The 19,191-nt window shown below is 38.5% G+C and carries 16 protein-coding genes and 3 pseudogenes; 8 read left to right on the top strand and 11 right to left on the bottom strand.

Translation table 11 applies throughout. From position 1 onward, the window contains the following. The first annotated feature begins 119 nt into the window (after positions 1-119). Together JCM17102_RS16530 and msrC are read left to right on the top strand one after the other, a co-directional pair. Complete coding sequence (locus JCM17102_RS16530) at positions 120-1,877, top strand: rhomboid family intramembrane serine protease (protein WP_025075960.1); 1,758 nt, start codon at positions 120-122, stop codon at positions 1,875-1,877. A gap of 37 nt (positions 1,878-1,914) precedes the next feature. Further along, the gene (gene msrC, locus JCM17102_RS16525; protein ID WP_025075959.1) at positions 1,915-2,385 is read left to right on the top strand and encodes a free L-methionine (R)-S-oxide reductase MsrC; all 471 of its coding nucleotides are present in this window, start codon (positions 1,915-1,917) and stop codon (positions 2,383-2,385) included. Positions 2,386-2,497: 112 nt separating this feature from the next. Here the strand turns inward: msrC and JCM17102_RS16515 are convergent, their stop codons facing one another. The 6 genes and pseudogenes from JCM17102_RS16515 to JCM17102_RS16490 form a co-directional block, all read right to left on the bottom strand. Next, the gene (locus tag JCM17102_RS16515; protein ID WP_025075958.1) at positions 2,498-2,812 is read right to left on the bottom strand and encodes a chaperone modulator CbpM; all 315 of its coding nucleotides are present in this window, start codon (positions 2,810-2,812) and stop codon (positions 2,498-2,500) included. A gap of 14 nt (positions 2,813-2,826) precedes the next feature. Further along, positions 2,827-3,795 (bottom strand): DnaJ C-terminal domain-containing protein, encoded by a 969-nt coding sequence (locus JCM17102_RS16510; RefSeq protein ID WP_025075957.1) that lies wholly within the window; start codon positions 3,793-3,795, stop codon positions 2,827-2,829. Positions 3,796-3,878: 83 nt separating this feature from the next. After that, the gene (locus JCM17102_RS16505) at positions 3,879-5,582 is read right to left on the bottom strand and encodes a phosphoethanolamine transferase family protein (RefSeq protein WP_025075956.1); all 1,704 of its coding nucleotides are present in this window, start codon (positions 5,580-5,582) and stop codon (positions 3,879-3,881) included. Further along, positions 5,569-6,758: pseudogene (locus JCM17102_RS28045) on the bottom strand (BamA/TamA family outer membrane protein). Before JCM17102_RS28045 ends, JCM17102_RS16505 begins: the two are co-directional and overlap by 14 nt. A 95-nt stretch (positions 6,759-6,853) precedes the next feature. Continuing rightward, positions 6,854-7,867, bottom strand: a complete 1,014-nt coding sequence (locus tag JCM17102_RS16495) for a threonine aldolase family protein (RefSeq protein ID WP_025075955.1) — start codon at positions 7,865-7,867, stop codon at positions 6,854-6,856. Between the two features lie 61 nt (positions 7,868-7,928). Further along, entirely contained in the window at positions 7,929-8,147 is a 219-nt protein-coding gene (locus tag JCM17102_RS16490; RefSeq protein WP_025075954.1) for a winged helix-turn-helix domain-containing protein, read from the bottom strand. 236 nt (positions 8,148-8,383) lie between these two features. On the opposite strand from JCM17102_RS16490, the pseudogene JCM17102_RS28040 reads away from it, so the two are divergent. The 4 genes and pseudogenes from JCM17102_RS28040 (at position 8,384) to JCM17102_RS16470 (ending at position 12,625) form a co-directional block, all read left to right on the top strand. Continuing rightward, a pseudogene (locus tag JCM17102_RS28040) lies at positions 8,384-10,122 on the top strand (thiamine pyrophosphate-dependent enzyme). A 149-nt stretch (positions 10,123-10,271) separates the two neighbouring features. Then, positions 10,272-11,189 (top strand): DUF2157 domain-containing protein, encoded by a 918-nt coding sequence (locus JCM17102_RS16480; RefSeq protein WP_025075953.1) that lies wholly within the window; start codon positions 10,272-10,274, stop codon positions 11,187-11,189. After that, positions 11,176-12,135, top strand: a complete 960-nt coding sequence (locus JCM17102_RS16475) for a DUF4401 domain-containing protein (protein ID WP_025075952.1) — start codon at positions 11,176-11,178, stop codon at positions 12,133-12,135. Before JCM17102_RS16480 ends, JCM17102_RS16475 begins: the two co-directional genes overlap by 14 nt. Next, on the top strand, positions 12,122-12,625 hold the full coding sequence (locus JCM17102_RS16470) for a GDYXXLXY domain-containing protein (protein WP_025075951.1): 504 nt from the start codon (positions 12,122-12,124) through the stop codon (positions 12,623-12,625). The genes JCM17102_RS16475 and JCM17102_RS16470 overlap by 14 nt, the downstream gene beginning before the upstream one ends. A gap of 348 nt (positions 12,626-12,973) precedes the next feature. Here JCM17102_RS16470 and groL read toward each other — a convergent pair whose 3' ends face one another. Both groL and JCM17102_RS16460 read right to left on the bottom strand, forming a co-directional pair. Continuing rightward, entirely contained in the window at positions 12,974-14,611 is a 1,638-nt protein-coding gene (gene groL, locus JCM17102_RS16465) for a chaperonin GroEL (RefSeq protein ID WP_025075950.1), read from the bottom strand. A 42-nt stretch (positions 14,612-14,653) separates the two neighbouring features. Next, on the bottom strand, positions 14,654-14,926 hold the full coding sequence (locus JCM17102_RS16460; protein WP_025075949.1) for a co-chaperone GroES: 273 nt from the start codon (positions 14,924-14,926) through the stop codon (positions 14,654-14,656). Positions 14,927-15,186: 260 nt separating this feature from the next. Between JCM17102_RS16460 and JCM17102_RS16455 the strand changes: the two genes are divergently transcribed. Continuing rightward, on the top strand, positions 15,187-16,203 hold the full coding sequence (locus JCM17102_RS16455; RefSeq protein WP_025075948.1) for a L,D-transpeptidase: 1,017 nt from the start codon (positions 15,187-15,189) through the stop codon (positions 16,201-16,203). Between the two features lie 43 nt (positions 16,204-16,246). Continuing rightward, a pseudogene (locus tag JCM17102_RS28035) lies at positions 16,247-16,964 on the top strand (murein L,D-transpeptidase catalytic domain family protein). 495 nt (positions 16,965-17,459) lie between these two features. Here the strand turns inward: JCM17102_RS28035 and JCM17102_RS16445 are convergent. The 3 genes from JCM17102_RS16445 to JCM17102_RS16435 all read right to left on the bottom strand — a co-directional run. Then, the gene (locus JCM17102_RS16445) at positions 17,460-18,008 is read right to left on the bottom strand and encodes an NUDIX hydrolase (protein WP_025075947.1); all 549 of its coding nucleotides are present in this window, start codon (positions 18,006-18,008) and stop codon (positions 17,460-17,462) included. A gap of 102 nt (positions 18,009-18,110) precedes the next feature. Further along, positions 18,111-18,272, bottom strand: coding sequence for a hypothetical protein (locus JCM17102_RS30970; protein WP_168770328.1), 162 nt, complete (start codon positions 18,270-18,272; stop codon positions 18,111-18,113). An 83-nt stretch (positions 18,273-18,355) separates the two neighbouring features. Then, the coding region (locus JCM17102_RS16435; RefSeq protein WP_025075946.1) for a lysylphosphatidylglycerol synthase transmembrane domain-containing protein at positions 18,356-19,191 on the bottom strand (836 nt) is incomplete at its 5' end.

Raw genomic sequence — 19,191 nt, 5'->3', positions numbered from 1 at the left:
CTTCTCATGAAGCGGATGCTTTTTTATATTCCTTCTTAATTTCTATCATGTTTCACTATTATTCCTTACTTTTGTGTGAAGAAAAATAATACGATCTAATCTAACTACAAAAAAGACTTATGGCATTTAAACTCAAGCCTTCATACGACGTTAAACTACATTTCTCAGGACTGAGTAACACACAAATCTTAATACTAGCACTTGAAGCTTCCCTACAATTAAAATGGAATATTGAAGAAGTCTCTCCCGAAGGAATTCTGTTTGAAGTTCCAATGGGACTACATTCACATGGAGAAGAAGTGATTCTTACTATCAATGATACTAGCGAAGGAGAAGTAGCAGTCCACAGCCAATGTGTTTCCATACAATTCGTAGATTACGGTAAAAACAGGAAAAATATACAGAAGCTACAAGAAGCAATGGAAAAAGTGAAATCAACACTAACTCCGGAAGAATTCGAAGAGAAAGTCCAAAAGTTAGAAGAAGACTTCAACCGCCCACTTACCGAAGAAGAACAGGCGTACTTGCTAGAGAATGAGAAAAAATCATCTCTCTTATATTTCTTCATTCCACGTAAGAGATTTCTCGCAACCCCCATTCTTATTGATATTAATATATTGGTATTCATCATAATGATAGCTTCAGGAGTGGGAATAATGGAGCCTTCCACGCTTTCATTACTTAAATGGGGAGCTGATTTCGGTCCTCTTACTCTCACTGGAGACTGGTGGCGTACATTAACCTGCAATTTTATACATATCGGAGTGTTTCATCTTCTGATGAATATGTACGCTTTCATGTATATCGGACTTTGGCTAGAAGAATTAATAGGTACACGCCGTATGTTCGTTTCCTACTTACTGACAGGACTTTGTTCGGCTGTCTTCAGTCTTTATATGCATGGTGAAACTATCAGCGCCGGAGCTTCAGGAGCTATTTTCGGACTTTATGGTATCTTCCTGGCTTTCCTGCTATTTCACCGCATAGAAAAAGGAAAAAGAAAAGCATTACTAACCAGCATTCTTATCTTTGTAGGTTACAATCTTGTCTATGGACTGCAAGCCGGAATAGACAACGCAGCACATATCGGAGGTTTACTTAGTGGTTTTCTATTAGGAATCATCTATGTAGTAGGGTACCGATTTGAAAAATCCGAAGCTCAAAAAACGATTTCTATTGTCGGAGAACTTGGCATATTCAGCATTTTCCTATTCAGTTTTCTGATACTTTGCAAAAATGTCCCTCCTATCTATCCGGAAATCCGAAATGAATGGGACAGTGGTATTGTGGAAGCCTATTTTAACGGAGAATTAGAAGAAGGAAATGGGGAAGGATATTCAACTGACGATTCCCAAAGTAATTCACCTTCCCGTCATTTATCCACCTACCTCCCTATTACAGACAATGACACCTGGCTAACTTATTATGGTGCGGTAGAAGAATTCAGTTGTCAATATCCCAGTAACTGGCAAAAGATAACAGGCACACAAGGTATGGCTCCCAATGTTGATCCTCCTTTGCTTCGATTGCTAAACGGAGCAAATCAACTTATTATTACCAGCTTTGTTTACGATACTCAGAAAGAATTTGAATATGAAAAGGAATTATCACTAAGCCTGCCCACAGACCAAGAAGGAAAACCTTCAGCAGACTATCAGCAAACCAATGTTAATATTGCTGGTTTGCCCATGACTCAAACGATTAACTTAATGAGTCTGGATGCTCCCGGCAGACCTGGTGAGAAGATGAAGCAGATACACCTATATTATTTTCAGGAAAACAAAAAAAGAACTTTCTCTTTTGTCATACATCTCAGTGATCCGGAAGCGATGAACGATCTTAACGCAATTTTATCAACTATCCAAATTTCTAAATAAAGACATCCTTAATCGTAAAAAGAAGTAAACTAAGTATATGACAGAAAATTTATTCGTCAAAACGGGAAGTAAAGAAGAGAAATACCGGGAATTACTTCCACAACTATATTCGTTAGTAAGTACGGAAACAGATAGAGTAGCTAACCTCGCAAACTTGGCAGCTGGATTAAAGCAGACTTTCGATTTCTTCTGGGTAGGCTTTTATATGATACAAGAAGATGAACTTGTACTTGGTCCCTTTCAAGGTCCTATAGCTTGTACACGCATCCGTTACGGCAAAGGAGTCTGTGGTACTGCTTGGAAAGAAGTGCGTACACTAATTGTACCTGACGTAGACCAGTTCCCTGGTCATATTGCTTGTAGTTCCGAATCTAGATCAGAAATAGTAATACCAATTGTCAAGGAAGGAAAGGTCATTGGAGTACTCGATATCGACAGTAATATATTGAACAGTTTCGATGAAACAGATGCGCATTATCTGGAAGAAATTTGTACATACATCAACTAATTAACGGGTACAAGAATAAACACAAAAAACAGAGACTCCCATTCAAATGAATCAGAGCCTCTGTTTACTATAAATAACTCCTCCGTTTCCATCAAACAAAGGCTTCATTTTATTACCAATCGATATCTTCGATTTCACGTTCCCGATACAGCAAAAGTTGTTTATGAAGTGAATCTAGTTCACGTCTCATATCTTCCATTCTTTCCAGCAAATGATGAATAGCATCGATACCTTCCATATTAATGGATAAGTCATAATACATACGACTATAACGCTCCACCTCAGGAAGTTGTGACACGAGCAAATAATGCTCACCATCTTCGACACGTACTTCAATCAAACCACCTTCTTCCAACAAATCTATAAATGAAGGCTCAATATGACATTTGTGACAGTATTCACTGACAATAATTAATTCGGTCTGCATAGTGCTCATTCATTTTAGTTCATACTCTGTAATTGACGGAACAATTCTTTCTGTTTATCTGTCAAGTTTGTAGGAATCTTGACAGAATAGGTCACAATCAAGTCACCAAACTGTCCTTCTTTCTTATAGACCGGGAATCCTTTACCTTTCAAACGGACTTTCGTTCCATTCTGAGTTTCCGGTTTAATCTTCAATTTCACCTTTCCATCCAATGTATCAATCAGTTTTTCACCACCTAATACAGCAGTGTAAAGGTCTATCTCCACATCAACATACAGGTCATCCCCCAACCGTTTGAATACCGGATCTTCGGCAATCACAAATGTGATGTACAGATCTCCTGCAGGTCCGCCATTGACACCTTCACCACCGTAACCTTTCAGTTTAATGACTTGTCCATCGGCTATACCGGCAGGAATAGTAATACGTACTTGTTTTCCATTAACGGTCAAAATCTGTTTATGAGTTTGAGCCGCATCACGAAGTGATAGATGAAGTTCAGCATTGAAGTCCTGTCCGCGGAATCCGGCATTACTACCTTGTCCTCTGCCCCGTTGCCCAAACATCGATTCAAAGAAGTCGGAGAAACCACTGGCATTACCACCAGAAAAGCCATCACCACCGGACGAATACCAATAGCTTCCATCACCATCAGTGAAACCTTGTCCGGCACCACCGAATCCGCCAAAGCCATGTCCGCCGCCACCAAAGCCTCCTGCTTGTTGTCGTGCCTTCTTCTGTGCTTCAAACTCATCAGCATGTTTCCAATGTTCGCCATACTCATCGTATTTCTTACGTTTTTCCGGATCACTTAGTACTTCATTGGCTTCATTGATTTGCTGAAACTTATCCTTTGCACTTGGGTCATTAGGATTCAGGTCAGGATGATACTTCCTGGCTAACTTGCGGTAGGCCTTCTTAATATCATCTTGAGAAGCACTCTTATCCACCCCAAGAATCTGATAATAATCTATATAAGCCATGTTTTATGAATTTAATCGTTTATTATTCATACCGCAAATAACACACCAACAGGTCTTTTTGATGTCTATTTTAGCACAATTTATCAGTAGTTAATATCCTTCTGTTTCAACATCTGAAAGTCCTGCTTTTTCATACCCAAATCATGCAAGGGACGGGGTTCATTATGATCGTTCAGATATACCCTCGGTTTCATCGTATAAAGTGGATTTGCCACTGATTGCAAATCATCCCGATAAGCAGTCTCCACTCCTCCTAAATATAACATTGTAGGGAAGAAAGAGCCGCTGGAAGAAATGTTTTCATTCCGATTCTTTATAAGTCCTTCCCAATGTTTCGGATATGTTGTCCGATAACTTTCGGACATCCAGACTAGAAAAGGTACATGAAGTTGATAATAAGAAGGAACAGGTGAAGCATGCAAAAACAAATGGCGGGAATCATCAAAAATATCTTCCCCATGATCTGAGGTATAGATCATTGCCGCATTCACTTGCTGTTTTTCTAACAGACCAATCAGTCGTGCCAGAAAGCCATCCGTATAACGAATTGAATTATCGTACGCATTTATCAAATTATCCCTATACTTTCGTTCTGCATCAGCTGGATAATCCGGAGTAAAAAAGGCACTCTCTGATGGATAGCGTTCGCGATAATTGAAATGTGATCCATACGTATGAAGTACAATAAACTGTTTATTCGCCCCTTTGGCTAATTCCTGCTCTACCAACTTCAACAATTCGTCATCAGAAGGATTATACGTTAAGCCAACGGAATCCTCTTTAATAAAATCAAAGGTATCAGCTTCCATTCCGAAGAAATCAATAAAAGAACGGTTATAGCGTTGATTAGAGAAAAAAGCAGTTTGAAAACCTGCCTCTTTAAAAGCGGTTATGATTCCCTTCTGATGATAAATGGAATCATAACTACAGGCTGTTATATTTGATAACAGCATTGGTACGCTTTTGTGAGTAGTATTCGATTCCGTCAGCACTTTTGGAAAAGCGATTAGCCCCGACTGCTTAGACAGATTCGGATTCGTCTCCCTTTCATATCCGTATAGTTGCCAATTCAAGGTACGGGAGGTTTCACCTACTACCATGACATACACTTCTCGCTCATTCTCCGGATGTGTACTCTGAGCGTGAAATGAGAAATCCTTTGATGTCTCATGATAACTTTGAGTTAATGCATTCCGTTGAATGGCCAATGCTACATTATAGCATACATTCACCGGATACAAATCCGATTTCAGTTCATAACGGGAATCTTGTATATAAGCCCCCACAAGACTAATAAGTGAAATACCCAAAACAATAAAAGCTTTTTTCCGTTCCCTACGTATAAATTCTAAAGAAAGCCTTCGCTTCTTAACGATTGAAATCATACCCAATACCAATGCCGGAACATAAAGGACAATCACTATAATAACAGCAGGGATCAGATTATCAAGTAATTCCAGTGCTTCACTAGAATTGGTTGTTACCAAATTCAGAAACATATCGACAGCGATAATCGACTGTCCAAATAAGTAAAGTAATACAATCTGAAAAGCTCCGAAAAAAACAAATAAGAATAAAATCCACAACATTTTCCCACAATTCCGAGATAAAGTCATCAGCACATAATAACAAGCAAAAGGCAATAACACATTGCATATTTTTGCCATCAGCGGTAACGGTTCTGTAAAACAAAGAACAACATTAGGCACTATCAATATAATCAAGAACATATAAAATAGGTGTTCCTGGTTTTCTATCCATTTCTTTATATTCTTAAAAAGCTTCATTTATATTAAAAATAAATCCGGTCTGGTGTTTACCAAAACCTAAATCCAAACGTACATTTACTCTTTTCTTAAACTCCCAACGATAACCAAAGCCGTAATTAGGAAGAATATGCTTTGAAGTGAAACCGGAAAATTTAGGGAATATCGTTCCCGCTCCTGCCCATACAGCTACCCCATTCCTTTTCCACACGTGCTGCCGGAGTTCTAATTGAGCATCCATCGCACACTTATCACGATAACGTCCCTCATAATAGCCACGCATTGAATAAGAGCTTCCCAAAGTTGCCATTAGTCCCCAAGGAGGATTACCGTAATTCAGTAAAGTGTGGAACTGTCCAGCTAATACTCCTCCTTTCCATACCGTATGGTAATAACTGGTAGTCAATTCAGTACTGCTAAATGCGTATTTATTACCCAAAAATGACGGGCTAAACCGTTGGTCAATTCTTAAATAATATCCTCGATAAGCATTAGTCAGGAAATCACGTGAATCATAAAGTAAAGAAAGCCCCAGACTTACATTAGTCGTCCGCGTTGCCATTCCTTCCCAAAGTTCAGGCTTTTCAAAGTCACGCCCGTCAATATAGTCAAATACTGCCATTGGTCCCACATATAGATTCTTGGCAATACGGAACATAAAATCTGCTTTCACCTGGGCCTGAAAACGCTTATAGTCACTTTTGTTTGCCGAATTGGCTCCATTATCATATCCTTGTCCCCAATAAAAACTGGGAAAGGAATAAAAATAAAGATTATAATTCAAGCGATATTTCTCTCGAGGAAACAAATGATTCCCCCGTATCCCTAATAGATAAAACCCAACTGTAGAGACATCTCCGTAAAGAGAAACATTAGAAGGAGGTAAACTTTTATCATTCTGGTCAGTACGATACAAACCTGCGGCTACCAATCCCAAACCAAACTTGGTATCACTAGAATAATGGGGACCACCTATCACACTAAAGTCGAACTTCTTATTTTTCTTTTCTTTATTGGCATCATTAAAGTAATCAAGAAGTTTTTAAAAAAGCTTCGACTGCCCGGAATAGAATCGGCAACAGATACAACAGAATCTATCGGTTGTTCTAATGGAGTAGAATTTATTTGTGCGCTTAAAATCGTTTGTTTGAATAATAGCAGCACTAAAAATATATATCTGTTTAGCCTAGGGTTCATATATAATAAAAAGAAGAGAAGTCTGGGACAAAATTAATTCTAAACTTCTTATTAAAACACGATTACAAAGGCTTTTGTTGTTCTATTTTTCTCTTTTAACGTTTGAAAAGTCGTATAAATTCAGCCACATCTTCGTCAGTTGTATCAAAAGATGTCACCAGACGAATTTCATTTTTTTCTTCATTCCAGAAGTAGAAGAAGTAATATTGCAACATTCGATCAATAAGAGGGCGGGGCATTGTCAGGAACAACTGATTACTTTCAACTTTTTGCGTAAAAATAACATCCGGACACTTCTTCAATTCCTGATAAAGTTTTGCTGCCATAGCATTAGCATGAGTTGCATTTCTTAACCAAAGGTCATCAGTCAGATATGCAGTAAACTGACAAGAAAGATAACGCATCTTTGAAGCCAATTGTGCCGACTGTTTCCGAATAAAACGAGCTTCCCGCTGCAAATCCTTATTAAACACAATAACACACTCACCCATCATCAAACCATTCTTAGTGCCACCAAAACTAAGAACATCCACTCCACAATCTACGGTCAATTCTCGAAGAGAAAGATTCAGTGCCGCACAGGCATTCGCTATTCTTGCTCCATCCATATGGACATACATACCATTCAGATGGGCAAAGTCCGTCAGTCGTTTTAATTCTTCAGGAGTATAAATTGTTCCGAGTTCAGTACATTGAGATATATAAAGAGCTTTGGGTTGTGAATGATGTTGATCACCGAAACCATGAAGATAAGGCTGCATGAGTTCAGGAGTCAGTTTTCCATCGACCGTAACGATAGGACGAATCTGACAACCTGTCATCTTCACCGGAGAGCCACATTCATCTACATAAATATGGGCAGTTTCAGCACAGAAAATAGAATGATAGGGACGAGTCATTAACTGTAATGCAACCACATTACTACCTGTCCCATTAAATACAAACAACGGTTCACAATCGGAAGTGAAAACTTCCTTGATCTTACAAACAGCTTCTTCTGTCCATTTATCATCACCATACCCCAAAGCATGGTCCATATTTGCCCGGTTCAACGCATCCATTACCAGCGGATGCACTCCAGAATTATTATCAGAGGCAAAACTTCTCATTATTACTTCGCTTTTTTATTCGGAATGCAAAGTAACAGAATTATTTTCAGATATGCTTCTTTTATCCTATATAAACATTCACGCAAAGATAAACATATAGTTCATCACTACATTGGTCAAACTCTATTTTATTTTCTCTGGACAACCAGCCTAAGGCGGCACCTAATTCCTTATCTTTTAGCCCAGACTTTCTTTTCAGAACTCCATAGCCCCATTTCTCATTATTACTTAACAATTGCCAAACCTTACCTGCATTCAGCCCAATTTCTTTTTTATCCATTTTATACTAAAAATTTTATAGGTTAAAACATTAAGTTACAATTTCACCTGTAAAAATAACCAATTGATATTGCAATTGTTTATCCGTTTTTACTAAAATACTGTTACAAAACTCCTTTTAACACAAAAACAGAGATCTACTCTCTCAAGATAGGTTTATCAGCATATGTTATAGTAGAACTTTTCTTAATAAATATCTGTTATTATTCCAATCATCCATCAATAATCAATAAAGATATGGCAAAGAAAATAGCAGATCAGCTGATTGAAACATTAGCAGCTACCGGTATAGAACGAATTTACGCAGTTACCGGAGACAGTTTGAATGAAGTAAATGAAGCAGTTAGAAAAAACGATAAGATAAAGTGGATACACGTTCGGCACGAAGAAACCGGAGCTTACGCAGCAGGAGCAGAGGCACAGCTTACAGGTCACCCAGGATGTTGTGCCGGAAGCAGTGGTCCCGGACATGTCCATCTGATTAACGGACTATATGATGCACAACGATCAGGTGCACCTGTTATTGCCATTGCCTCAGCAATTCCTACCTACGAATTCGGAACAGAATACTTTCAGGAGACCAATACAATCAAACTATTCAATGATTGCAGTTATTATAATGAAGTGGCAACTACACCGAAACAATTTCCTCGTATACTTCAATCAGCTATACAAACAGCCATTACGCGTAAAGGGGTTTCAGTGATCGGACTTCCCGGAGATTTGGCTAAAGCTACTTCCGCCTCTGTAGACTCTTCCACACATGCTTATCCCACTAAGTCTGAAATCTGTCCTGCAGAGGAAGATTTGGCACAATTAGCCGATTTGCTAAATAAACATGAGAGAATCACTCTTTTCTGTGGTATCGGTTGTCGAGGAGCACATGAAGAAGTGATTGCTCTTTCTGAAAAGTTGAATGCACCTGTTGTATATACTTTCAAAGGAAAAATGGATGTACAATATGAAAATCCCTATGAAGTGGGAATGACAGGATTATTGGGAATGCCTTCAGGATATTACAGTATGCATGAAGCTGAAGTACTTGTGATGTTAGGTACTGACTTCCCTTACTCAGCTTTCCTTCCCGATGACATCAAAATAGTACAGATTGATATCAAACCTGAGCGTCTGGGACGTCGTGCCAAATTAGCAATCGGACTTTGTGGAGATGTTAAGATGACTATCCAGGCATTATTACGTATGCTAAACCCTAAAACCAATGATTCATTTCTTGTAAAACAGTTAAAGCGGTATGAAGGAGTAAAAAAAGATTTAGCCGCCTACACAGAAGACAAAGGAGAAACTAATAAGATTCATCCGGAATATGTAATGTCGGAGATTGATAAACTGGCTTCGGATGACGCAATATTCACTGTAGACACAGGAATGACTTGTGTATGGGGAGCACGTTACTTACAGGCAACAGGTAAACGTCATATGTTGGGCTCTTTCAATCATGGTTCGATGGCAAATGCTCTGCCACAAGCTATTGGAGCAGCTTTAGCATGCCCCGAACGGCAGGTTATAGCATTATGCGGAGATGGGGGATTATCAATGACATTAGGAGACTTGCAAACTGTTGTCCAATATAAATTGCCTATTAAAATCATTGTATTCAACAACCGCTCTTTGGGTATGGTCAAATTAGAAATGGAAGTAGATGGCCTACCGGACTGGCAAACAGATATGCTGAATCCCAACTTTGCACAAGTGCAGAAGCAATGGGAATGACAGGGTTTAATGTTAGTGATCCGGAAGAAGTATTGACTACTTTATATAATGCTTTCGAAATTGACGGTCCGGTACTGATCAATATTATGACAGATCCGAACGCACTTGCCATGCCTCCTAAAATTGAGTTAGGGCAAATGGTCGGTTTTGCACAATCAATGTATAAACTGCTGATTAACGGACGTACACAAGAAGTCATTGATACGATTAATTCAAATTATAAACATATCAGAGAAGTATTTTAAAGGAGAAGCGATTTACTATTTGTTTAATTAAGGTATAGTTTGCCTGATGTTTCATATACCATCAAGTAGATTATACCTTTTTTAAATGTTTCTTTGTATATAATCATTTTATTTTCTTATGTTTGTATAATCATCAAAAAGAGAAACACATGGAAAAACCGGACTTTTCATCTCCCTTCCGCCAATCGATGTACGCAAATAAAAAAGAATGGAATCAATTTCTTTCCATCTTTTTACTAGCTGCCGGTATTGGCTTCACCATAGCAGGTATTATTTTTTTCTTTGCCTATAACTGGGATACTTTATCCAAATTTGCTAAATTGGGAATCATAGAAGTGCTATTAACAGTCTCTGTTTTGCTGGCTGTTTTTACCCGATGGAATATACTCATTAAACAAATCTTACTTACTGGAGCTACATTTCTTATAGGTACTCTTTTTGCCGTATTCGGGCAAATCTATCAAACAGGAGCTGATGCGTACGATCTATTTCTGGGATGGACACTCTTTACACTCCTTTGGGCAATCGCCATCCGTTTTGCACCACTTTGGTTCACCTTTTTGGGGTTATTTTGTGTCACCTTATGGCTATATGCTCTGCAAATAGTTCCCAATCAGATTCTCGAAGTAGCCCTACTGACCAATGCTGTCACATGGATATGCGCTTTGGCTACAATACTGGCCGAATGGATGAAAATGAAAGGAAAACTAGGAGCACATAATGACTGGTTTATCCGTCTATTGTCCGTAGCCACCATCATCCATGCCAGTTATCAAATAATCATTGCCATGGACAATAATGAAAATATGATCATCTTTCCTTTAATCAACGCGCTCCTTCTATTCCCGTTCGGACTATATTTGGGCTGGAAACAGAAGAATCTATTCTATCTCTCTGCCATCCCTTTTGCCATACTGATGATTTTATTATTCCTGTTTATAATCCGCAGCAATTTACATAATGAATCAGCATTATTTTTTCTGAGTGGACTTATAGTTATTACCGGAACTACTTTACTTATATATACAGTACTCAATTTAAAAAAGAAATGGTATGGTACAAAATAATAGTCTGACAATCCAAGCCCTGTCAATCATAGGAGGAATTCTGACTGCTATATTCTTATTAGGTTTTATGTTTGTATCCTCAATGATTGATACGGAACTATCTGCAATGATAACAGGAGTAATACTAATTGTTGCTACACTGCTCATCAACCGAAGTTCTACAGCTTCTTTTCTAGACGCCATGAACATCACCCTCTATGTAGCTGGAGTTTTCCTATTAGGCTACGGCTTATTCCAGAACTTGGTACTTCTTTTTATCATTCTGATGATAATTAGTGTCCTTACCTTTCTATTCTCAAAAGGTTTCATCCTCCCCTTCCTTTCAGTTATATTGTTCGCTTTTGCGTTCCTTGGAGAAATAGCCCAGCTAACTTTCTCATGGGAGCTACTGGAAATAGGAATGATACTTATATTAGCAGCCTTTCTTCTGACAAATATATACGAAACAAAAGTCTCTCCCGTTTTTAAGAATCACCTTGTCAAATACAGACCATTTCATGCTGGATTATTTGTCTCTTGCATTGCATTATTAGCCATATTATCCATCCGTTCCTGGATAATCGATGTCGGCTTTTTCTGGGTATCATCCGTTGCCATCTGGATAGGAATTCTTATCACTGTCCGCAAAATTATGGAAGTGATGGAAATAAAGTCGATAGCCAAACAAACAGGAGTTTATGCTCTGTGTCTCATCATCTGCCTGCCTACCCTGTTTGCTCCCTATCTGTCAGGTAGTCTGCTTCTCATCCTGATTTGTTTCTATTATGGCTATCGGACAGAGTGTGCCTTCGCACTCTTGCTATTCATCTATGCTATTTCGAAATACTATTATGATTTGAATCTAAATCTACTCTTGAAGTCAATCACTCTCTTCTTCACAGGAATCGCTTTATTAGCAGCTTGGTATTACTTCACTCAAAAAAGAACGAAACATGAAAAAATATAGCCGGATACTGATTATCGTAAACCTGATTCTTCTATTAGGTTATTTCAATTGGTCTATTTATCAGAAGGAAAAGATACTGGAAAACGGCCAACTGGTATTATTACATTTAGCTCCAGTCGATCCCCGTTCCCTGATGCAAGGAGATTATATGCAACTCAGTTACCAGGAAGCAAGATCGGGACTGTTACAGGAGAATACACCGACACATGGGTACGCAATTCTGAAAACAGACAGTAACCAAGTGGGGCAAGTCATTCGCCTGCAAGAAAATCTGGAACCTATATCAGGAAATGAGCTGGCTATCAAATATAAAGTAGTTGATTTCCGGTTATTCTTCGGAGCAGAATCTTTCTTTTTTGAAGAAGGACAAGCTGATGTCTATGAAAACGCCGTTTACGGGGGATTGAAAGTAAATGGAAAAGGACAAAGCTTACTGATCGGATTGTATAATGAGAAATTTCAGCTAATTCAGCCAGAGCCGAATAAATAGTAACTCAAAAAGTACAATTTTACCTATCCACAGATAGACACAACGCCATGGCTGCAATACCCACCAATCTATTTCCAGTTGAGGTTTGAATTTGTCTGAAGACATACAGAAAAGATTCAATACTCCTACCAAGGCAGTTCCCTGACCGAGAAAATCATGCAAGATTCTAACATGTAGTCTTTACTATGATTGACTTTGCAGACATAACGTTTTTATACATGCAGATAAATAGACAAAGAAAGAAAAGATAGATAATCTTAGTATTGGCAGGGAGACAAAAAGAACCGCCTCCTTTTACAAAGAAAGCGGTTCTAACTTTTTTATATGTTATTCTAAAGAAGAACGATATTACATCATTCCGCCCATGCCCCCCATTCCGGGATTACCCATCGGCATTTCAGGTTTTTCTTCTTTCTTTTCTACAACCACACACTCAGTTGTCAGGAACATACCTGCAATAGAAGCTGCATTTTCCAAAGCTACACGAGTAACTTTAGCTGGGTCTACTACACCTGCTGCATGCAAGTTTTCGTAAACATCCATACGAGCATTATAACCATAGTCAGCTTTGCCCTCACGTACTTTCTGAACAACGACTGCACCTTCTTTACCAGCGTTAGCTACAATCTGGCGAAGTGGCTCTTCAATAGCACGTTTGATAATATCAATACCTGTTGTTTCGTCGGCATTGTCACCCTTCATACCTTCCAAAGCGTCGATAGCGCGGATATAAGCAACACCACCACCAGCAACGATACCTTCTTCGATAGCAGCACGAGTAGCACGCAATGCATCATCTACGCGGTCTTTCTTCTCCTTCATTTCTACCTCAGAAGCAGCACCTACATAAAGTACAGCTACACCACCTGACAATTTAGCCAGACGTTCCTGCAATTTCTCGCGGTCGTAATCTGATTTAGTAGCCTCAATCTGAGCTTTGATCTGAGCGCAACGTTCTTTGATTGCAGTTTTGTCACCAGCACCGTTTACAACTGTAGTGTAATCTTTAGTAACAGTAACCTTATCAGCAGTACCCAACATTTCGATAGTAGCTTGTTCCAGTTTCAAACCTTTTTCTTCGCTGATAACTACACCACCTGTCAGGATAGCGATATCTTCCAACATTTCCTTACGACGATCGCCGAAGCCCGGAGCTTTCACAGCACAGATCTTCAATTGAGAACGCAGACGGTTTACAACCAACGTAGTCAATGCTTCGCTGTCTACATCTTCTGCAATTACCAATAAAGGACGTCCAGACTGTACAGCCGGTTCGAGGATAGGCAAGAAGTCTTTCAGATTAGAGATTTTCTTATCGTAGATCAGGATGTAAGGTTTCTCCATCTCACATTCCATCTTCTCTGTATTTGTTACGAAGTAAGCAGACAAATAACCACGATCGAACTGCATACCTTCTACTACACCGATGGTAGTATCAGTACCTTTAGCTTCTTCGATAGTGATCACACCGTCTTTAGAAACTTTACGCATAGCGTCAGCGATCAATTTACCGATCACCGGATCATTGTTTGCAGAGATAGCAGCAACCTGTTCAATCTTGTCATAGTTGTCACCTACAGTTTCAGCTTGTCCTTCGATTGATTCTACCACTTTGGCAACAGCCTTGTCAATACCACGTTTGATATCCATTGGACTTGCACCAGCAGTTACGTTTTTCAAGCCTTCAGCTATGATGGCCTGAGCCAAAACAGTTGCAGTAGTAGTACCGTCACCTGCATCGTCACCAGTCTTAGAAGCAACCTCTTTTACCAGTTGTGCACCGGTATTCTGGTAAGGATCCGACAATTCGATTTCTTTTGCTACTGTCACACCGTCTTTTGTAATGTGTGGAGCACCAAATTTCTTTTCGATAATAACGTTACGTCCTTTCGGGCCAAGTGTTACTTTTACTGCATTTGCCAACGCATCGACACCTTTTTTCAGTTGGTCACGGGCATCGATATTGAATAATATTTCTTTTGCCATAATGATATTTACAATTTTAAAATTTATAGTTTACTATTTTAATTAACCCCAAATAGCGACAACATCGCTCTGACGCATAATCAGATATTTGGTACCTTCAACTTCGAGTTCTGTTCCGGCATATTTACCATAAAGAACTGTATCGCCTACTTTCAATACCATTTCTTCGTCTTTTGTTCCCTGACCTACTGCCACAACTTCACCTTTCAAAGGTTTTTCTTTTGCTGTATCAGGAATAATAATACCACCAATTGTTTTTTCTTCTGCAGGGGCAGGGAGAATAAGCACTCTGTCTGCTAACGGTTTAATGTTCATAGTTTTTTTGATTTTATATTGTTATACATTTATAATTAAAAGCCACCCGCCTTTTTAACGGGCGGGACGCTAAAGACATTGCGAAAAGTGTGCCAAAGTAAAATAATGTTTGTTTGGCAGAAATGGACTGACAAAATGACCGTCCATTCGGCTCGACTGGCAAAAAGTATATTTGTTCCATACTTTTTAAACAAAAGAAGTGGATTATTCCTTATAATAACGTATATTCGTGAACGAGCTTATAAATGCACTGTATGATTATGAAGAAAATAGGAATCGGCATATTCATTGCCCTCTGCGTACTCTACTCCTGTACTTCTCGGACAGGAAATGTTTCTACTGTCGAGATACCACCGACTGATTCTGTAAAACAGGACACTATTGAAATACCTGTTATCAAGAAAATTACCGCAGAAGATATCCATGTCAGCAAAGAATTACTGTATGACAAATATACACTGGAAGATACGTATCCTTACAAAGATACAACTCGTAACTTCCAATGGGATAAGATCAAAGAACGTCTTGCTTTACTCGAAACGATACAGTTGCAACCATCACGATGGGCTATTCTTCAGAATTATAAAAATAGGAATGGGGAAGCACCGCTCGTAAAAAGTTATAAAAGAAATGCTTATAAACGTATAGCAGATACGCTGGGAGTGGAACGTTATCAATCCATCCCTCTTTATCTACTGACAGATACGCTTATACCCGAACGTTACGGACAGGACGGTGAACTGACACGTTTTCTGGAAGATGGGGCAAACTTTGTCAGAGTGGAACCCATATTCACAGGAGATGAATGGATGGTTCCTAAAAGGTATGTAAAAGTGATCGGTGATACGATTGTATTTAATAAAGCTATTTTTGTGGACCGCCACAATCAGAATATCGCTACTTTAGAACGCACAGGAGAAGGACAATGGCTGATCCGCAGTATGAACCCTTCTACCACAGGACTCCATCGCCCACCATATGCGCAAGAGACTCCTTTAGGAATGTTTGTACTACAAGAAAAGAAGGTTAAAATGATATTTCTGAAAGATGGCTCGATAGAAACAGGAGGATATGCCCCTTATGCCAGCCGTTTCACTGACGGAGCTTATATTCACGGAGTGCCTGTCAATGCACCACGCACTACTCAAATAGAATACAGTTGGTCGTTGGGGACCACTCCAAGATCACATATGTGTGTACGAAATGCGACCTCACATGCCAAGTTTATTTTCGACTGGGCGCCTGTAAATGAGACGATTATTTTTGTATTGGAATAAATTTTCCTATATTTGCCACATCGTTTTTTATAGAATATCTATCATGTTTCAGAAAATCGCATTAAGTTGTTTACTTCTTTTTTTCCCGCTCAGCCATATTTCTAACACAAATAGGAAGATAATTCTGTACTTTCTTCTCTTCCCGTATCGGAATTGGCAGCAGGCGAACAGCTTTACGAAGAAATGGGATTGGCAGGTACAGTCAATTTTATCGCCTTTCGTCAAGCAGTAGCAGGTTACAACCGAATCCAAGGAAAGAAAAAACCAATACTAACATTGATCGACTTCTCTAAACCTTCCACTGAAAAAAGACTTTATGTTTTTGACATTGACAAGAAAGAGCTTCTGTATAGTTCTGTTGTCTCTCATGGGAAAAATAGTGGAGAAAATTATGCTACTTCTTTTTCCAATCAAACTGGTTCTTACAAAAGTTCATTGGGCTTTTATCTGACAGAAAACACTTATCAGGGGAAAAACGGATATTCACTTATTCTCAACGGACTGGAAAAAGGTATCAACGATAAGGCGAAAGAACGTGCGATTGTAATGCATGGGGCTGCTTATGCCAATCCTTCTGTGATTGCTTCCGGGCGTTGGGAAGAAGCTTCGGATGTCCCGCACTTCCGCAAACTGTGACAAAACCTATTATTAATACAATCAAAGACGGGAGTGTCATATTTATCTATGCTAACAATGCCAATTATCTGGCTCAAAGTAGCTTTTTAAAAACAACTACTTTTAGCAACTCATCAAACTTATAGTTCAATTCGTAACCTAAATACGGTCAATCGAATAGTTTCAAGCCTACAAACAAAGTGTTTCAACACTTGAAACTTTTAGTTCCGATATTTGAAACACTTTGTTTCACGCCTTGAAACTAAGCGTTCACCATATCGAAACAAAGTGTTTTGCTAAATTGAAACAGAGTGTTCTATAGCTTAGAACACTCTGTTTCAAGCATTAAAAATATCTTGGAACAATATTGAAAAAGAAACAATGCAATAGCGAAGTCTTCAATAAGTGATACAAGAATTATTAAGTTTAACCAAACAACTTCAAATAGAAACAATATAAAGTGTGTAAGATAAATGATCTTACACCGATCTGCAACAGTATCTTACACACCATTAAACCTTTATATATCAAACAGATATATAAAAATTGGTGTAAGATGGCAGATAAATTTCTTTTTTAAAATGCAGAGAGAGAGTTAAAGCATAGAGAGAGAATTCATAAATATCCAATATGCATGTAAATTATATATTGGCCATATATTTCCAAAGTGGAGCAGCATTCAATGCTTGCATTATTTCATTATTCTCCAACAGTGTTTTTACTTCTTCCAGTGTCAATAAATGTACTGTCAAGTCTTCTGTAGCATCCAGATGTTGATGATCAATCAATTCCACATCCGTAGCGAGAAAGCAATGTGTTAAATTAGTATGTGTACTTGGATTAGCGGAGATCACCATGTATTCTTGCCAGTTTCCTTTTCCGTATCCGGTTTCCTCCCATAATTCACGTTGGGCAGATTCTAGTGGAGAAGAATCTTCTTTTTCGCAAACTCCCGCACAAAGTTCGTAACAATATCTCCCAATTCCCGGACGATATTGTCGAACCATAATGAATTTGCCTTCTTTGGTTAGAGCAATAGTATTTACCCAATCCGGATACTCCAGAATATAATATTCAGGAATATGATTTCCATTAGGGAGCAACATATCTTCACAGCGTACAGTCAGCCAAGGGTAACGGAATAAATATTTGCTACTGACTGTTTTCCAAGGTCTTTCTTTTTCTTCCATCATCTTTTTGATTTATCATTAAGCAAAAATAATGATTTTCCGTCCTACCGACAAAACAATAGAATGAATTATAGATAAAAAAACTTACCTACTTAATAACAATTACTGGCAAGTTATCTCTATCTTTTGTACCTGTTCCAGATATTTCTTTGTTGCACTGACCATTGAACTACCCATATAGAATAAAAACATAAAGCTAATAATGATCATTAATGCTCCAATCATAGCATATCGATTTCTTTGTTCTAAAAGATCGTCATCCATATCTCTTCCTCCTTTTATTTTTTATCTGTTACAAAGATAACGCATGTAAGCTACAATTTTTTTTCAAGAATATTTCAAAAATCTTAAAAATTGAACTTCTTTAACCATCCTGGAATAATACAAACCCCAACAATCAAATACATATAATAAGTAATGATACGCCAGACAAAAGCAACAACCAACGCCATTCCCGAAACAGAGAAAAAGTCTACATAATATATTTGAAACATATATTCACTAATTCCACTTCCACCGGGAGTAGGACTGACAGTCATCACAACCCACAAGATAAGCTGACGAACGAAAGCAACTAATTGACTTCCATCCGTAGTAAAAGCAAACAATAATGCATTCACCACCAGGTAACGGGAAACCCAGGCACTACAAGTCAACCCGAACGCTTTCAGCCAGAATACAAAAGGTTTGCCACTGATTTGATGAGAACTTTCCACTAAATTATCCGTCAATTCTTCAATTGCTTTCTTCCAACGACGAAGTAACGGCAAACGAAAAACACTGATCAGCAAATGCTTTACCCATTCGGGACGATGAAATAATGCCAAATATAATAAAATAGTCCAGATTGTTACCACTCCATATACAACAAAGAATAGCAACTTGATACTTTCAGAGAAAACAGCTATAGTTCCAAATAACTCGGAAAACGGAAAGAATAACAATGCCAGCGGACAGGCTATCACCAAAAACAATTCATCTAAAAAGAGACAGGAAATCATCAATGCAGTACTTCGTCCGGCATTAATTCCTTCTTTATTCAGAAAAAGAACAATCAAACTACTCCCTCCCACCGCAGATGGAGTTACCGCCGAAGCAAATTCACAAAGCATATTGACGTTGAATGCTTTCCGCCACGAAAGAGTATTTTCGGAAAGATAACGGAACCGAGCTATCAGTCCTT

This window comes from Bacteroides faecichinchillae JCM 17102, from assembly GCF_000614145.1.
Classification (GTDB): Bacteria; Bacteroidota; Bacteroidia; order Bacteroidales; family Bacteroidaceae; genus Bacteroides; species Bacteroides faecichinchillae.
Note: the sequence above shows the minus strand (reverse complement) of the source record. Positions and strands in the feature narration are given on the sequence as shown.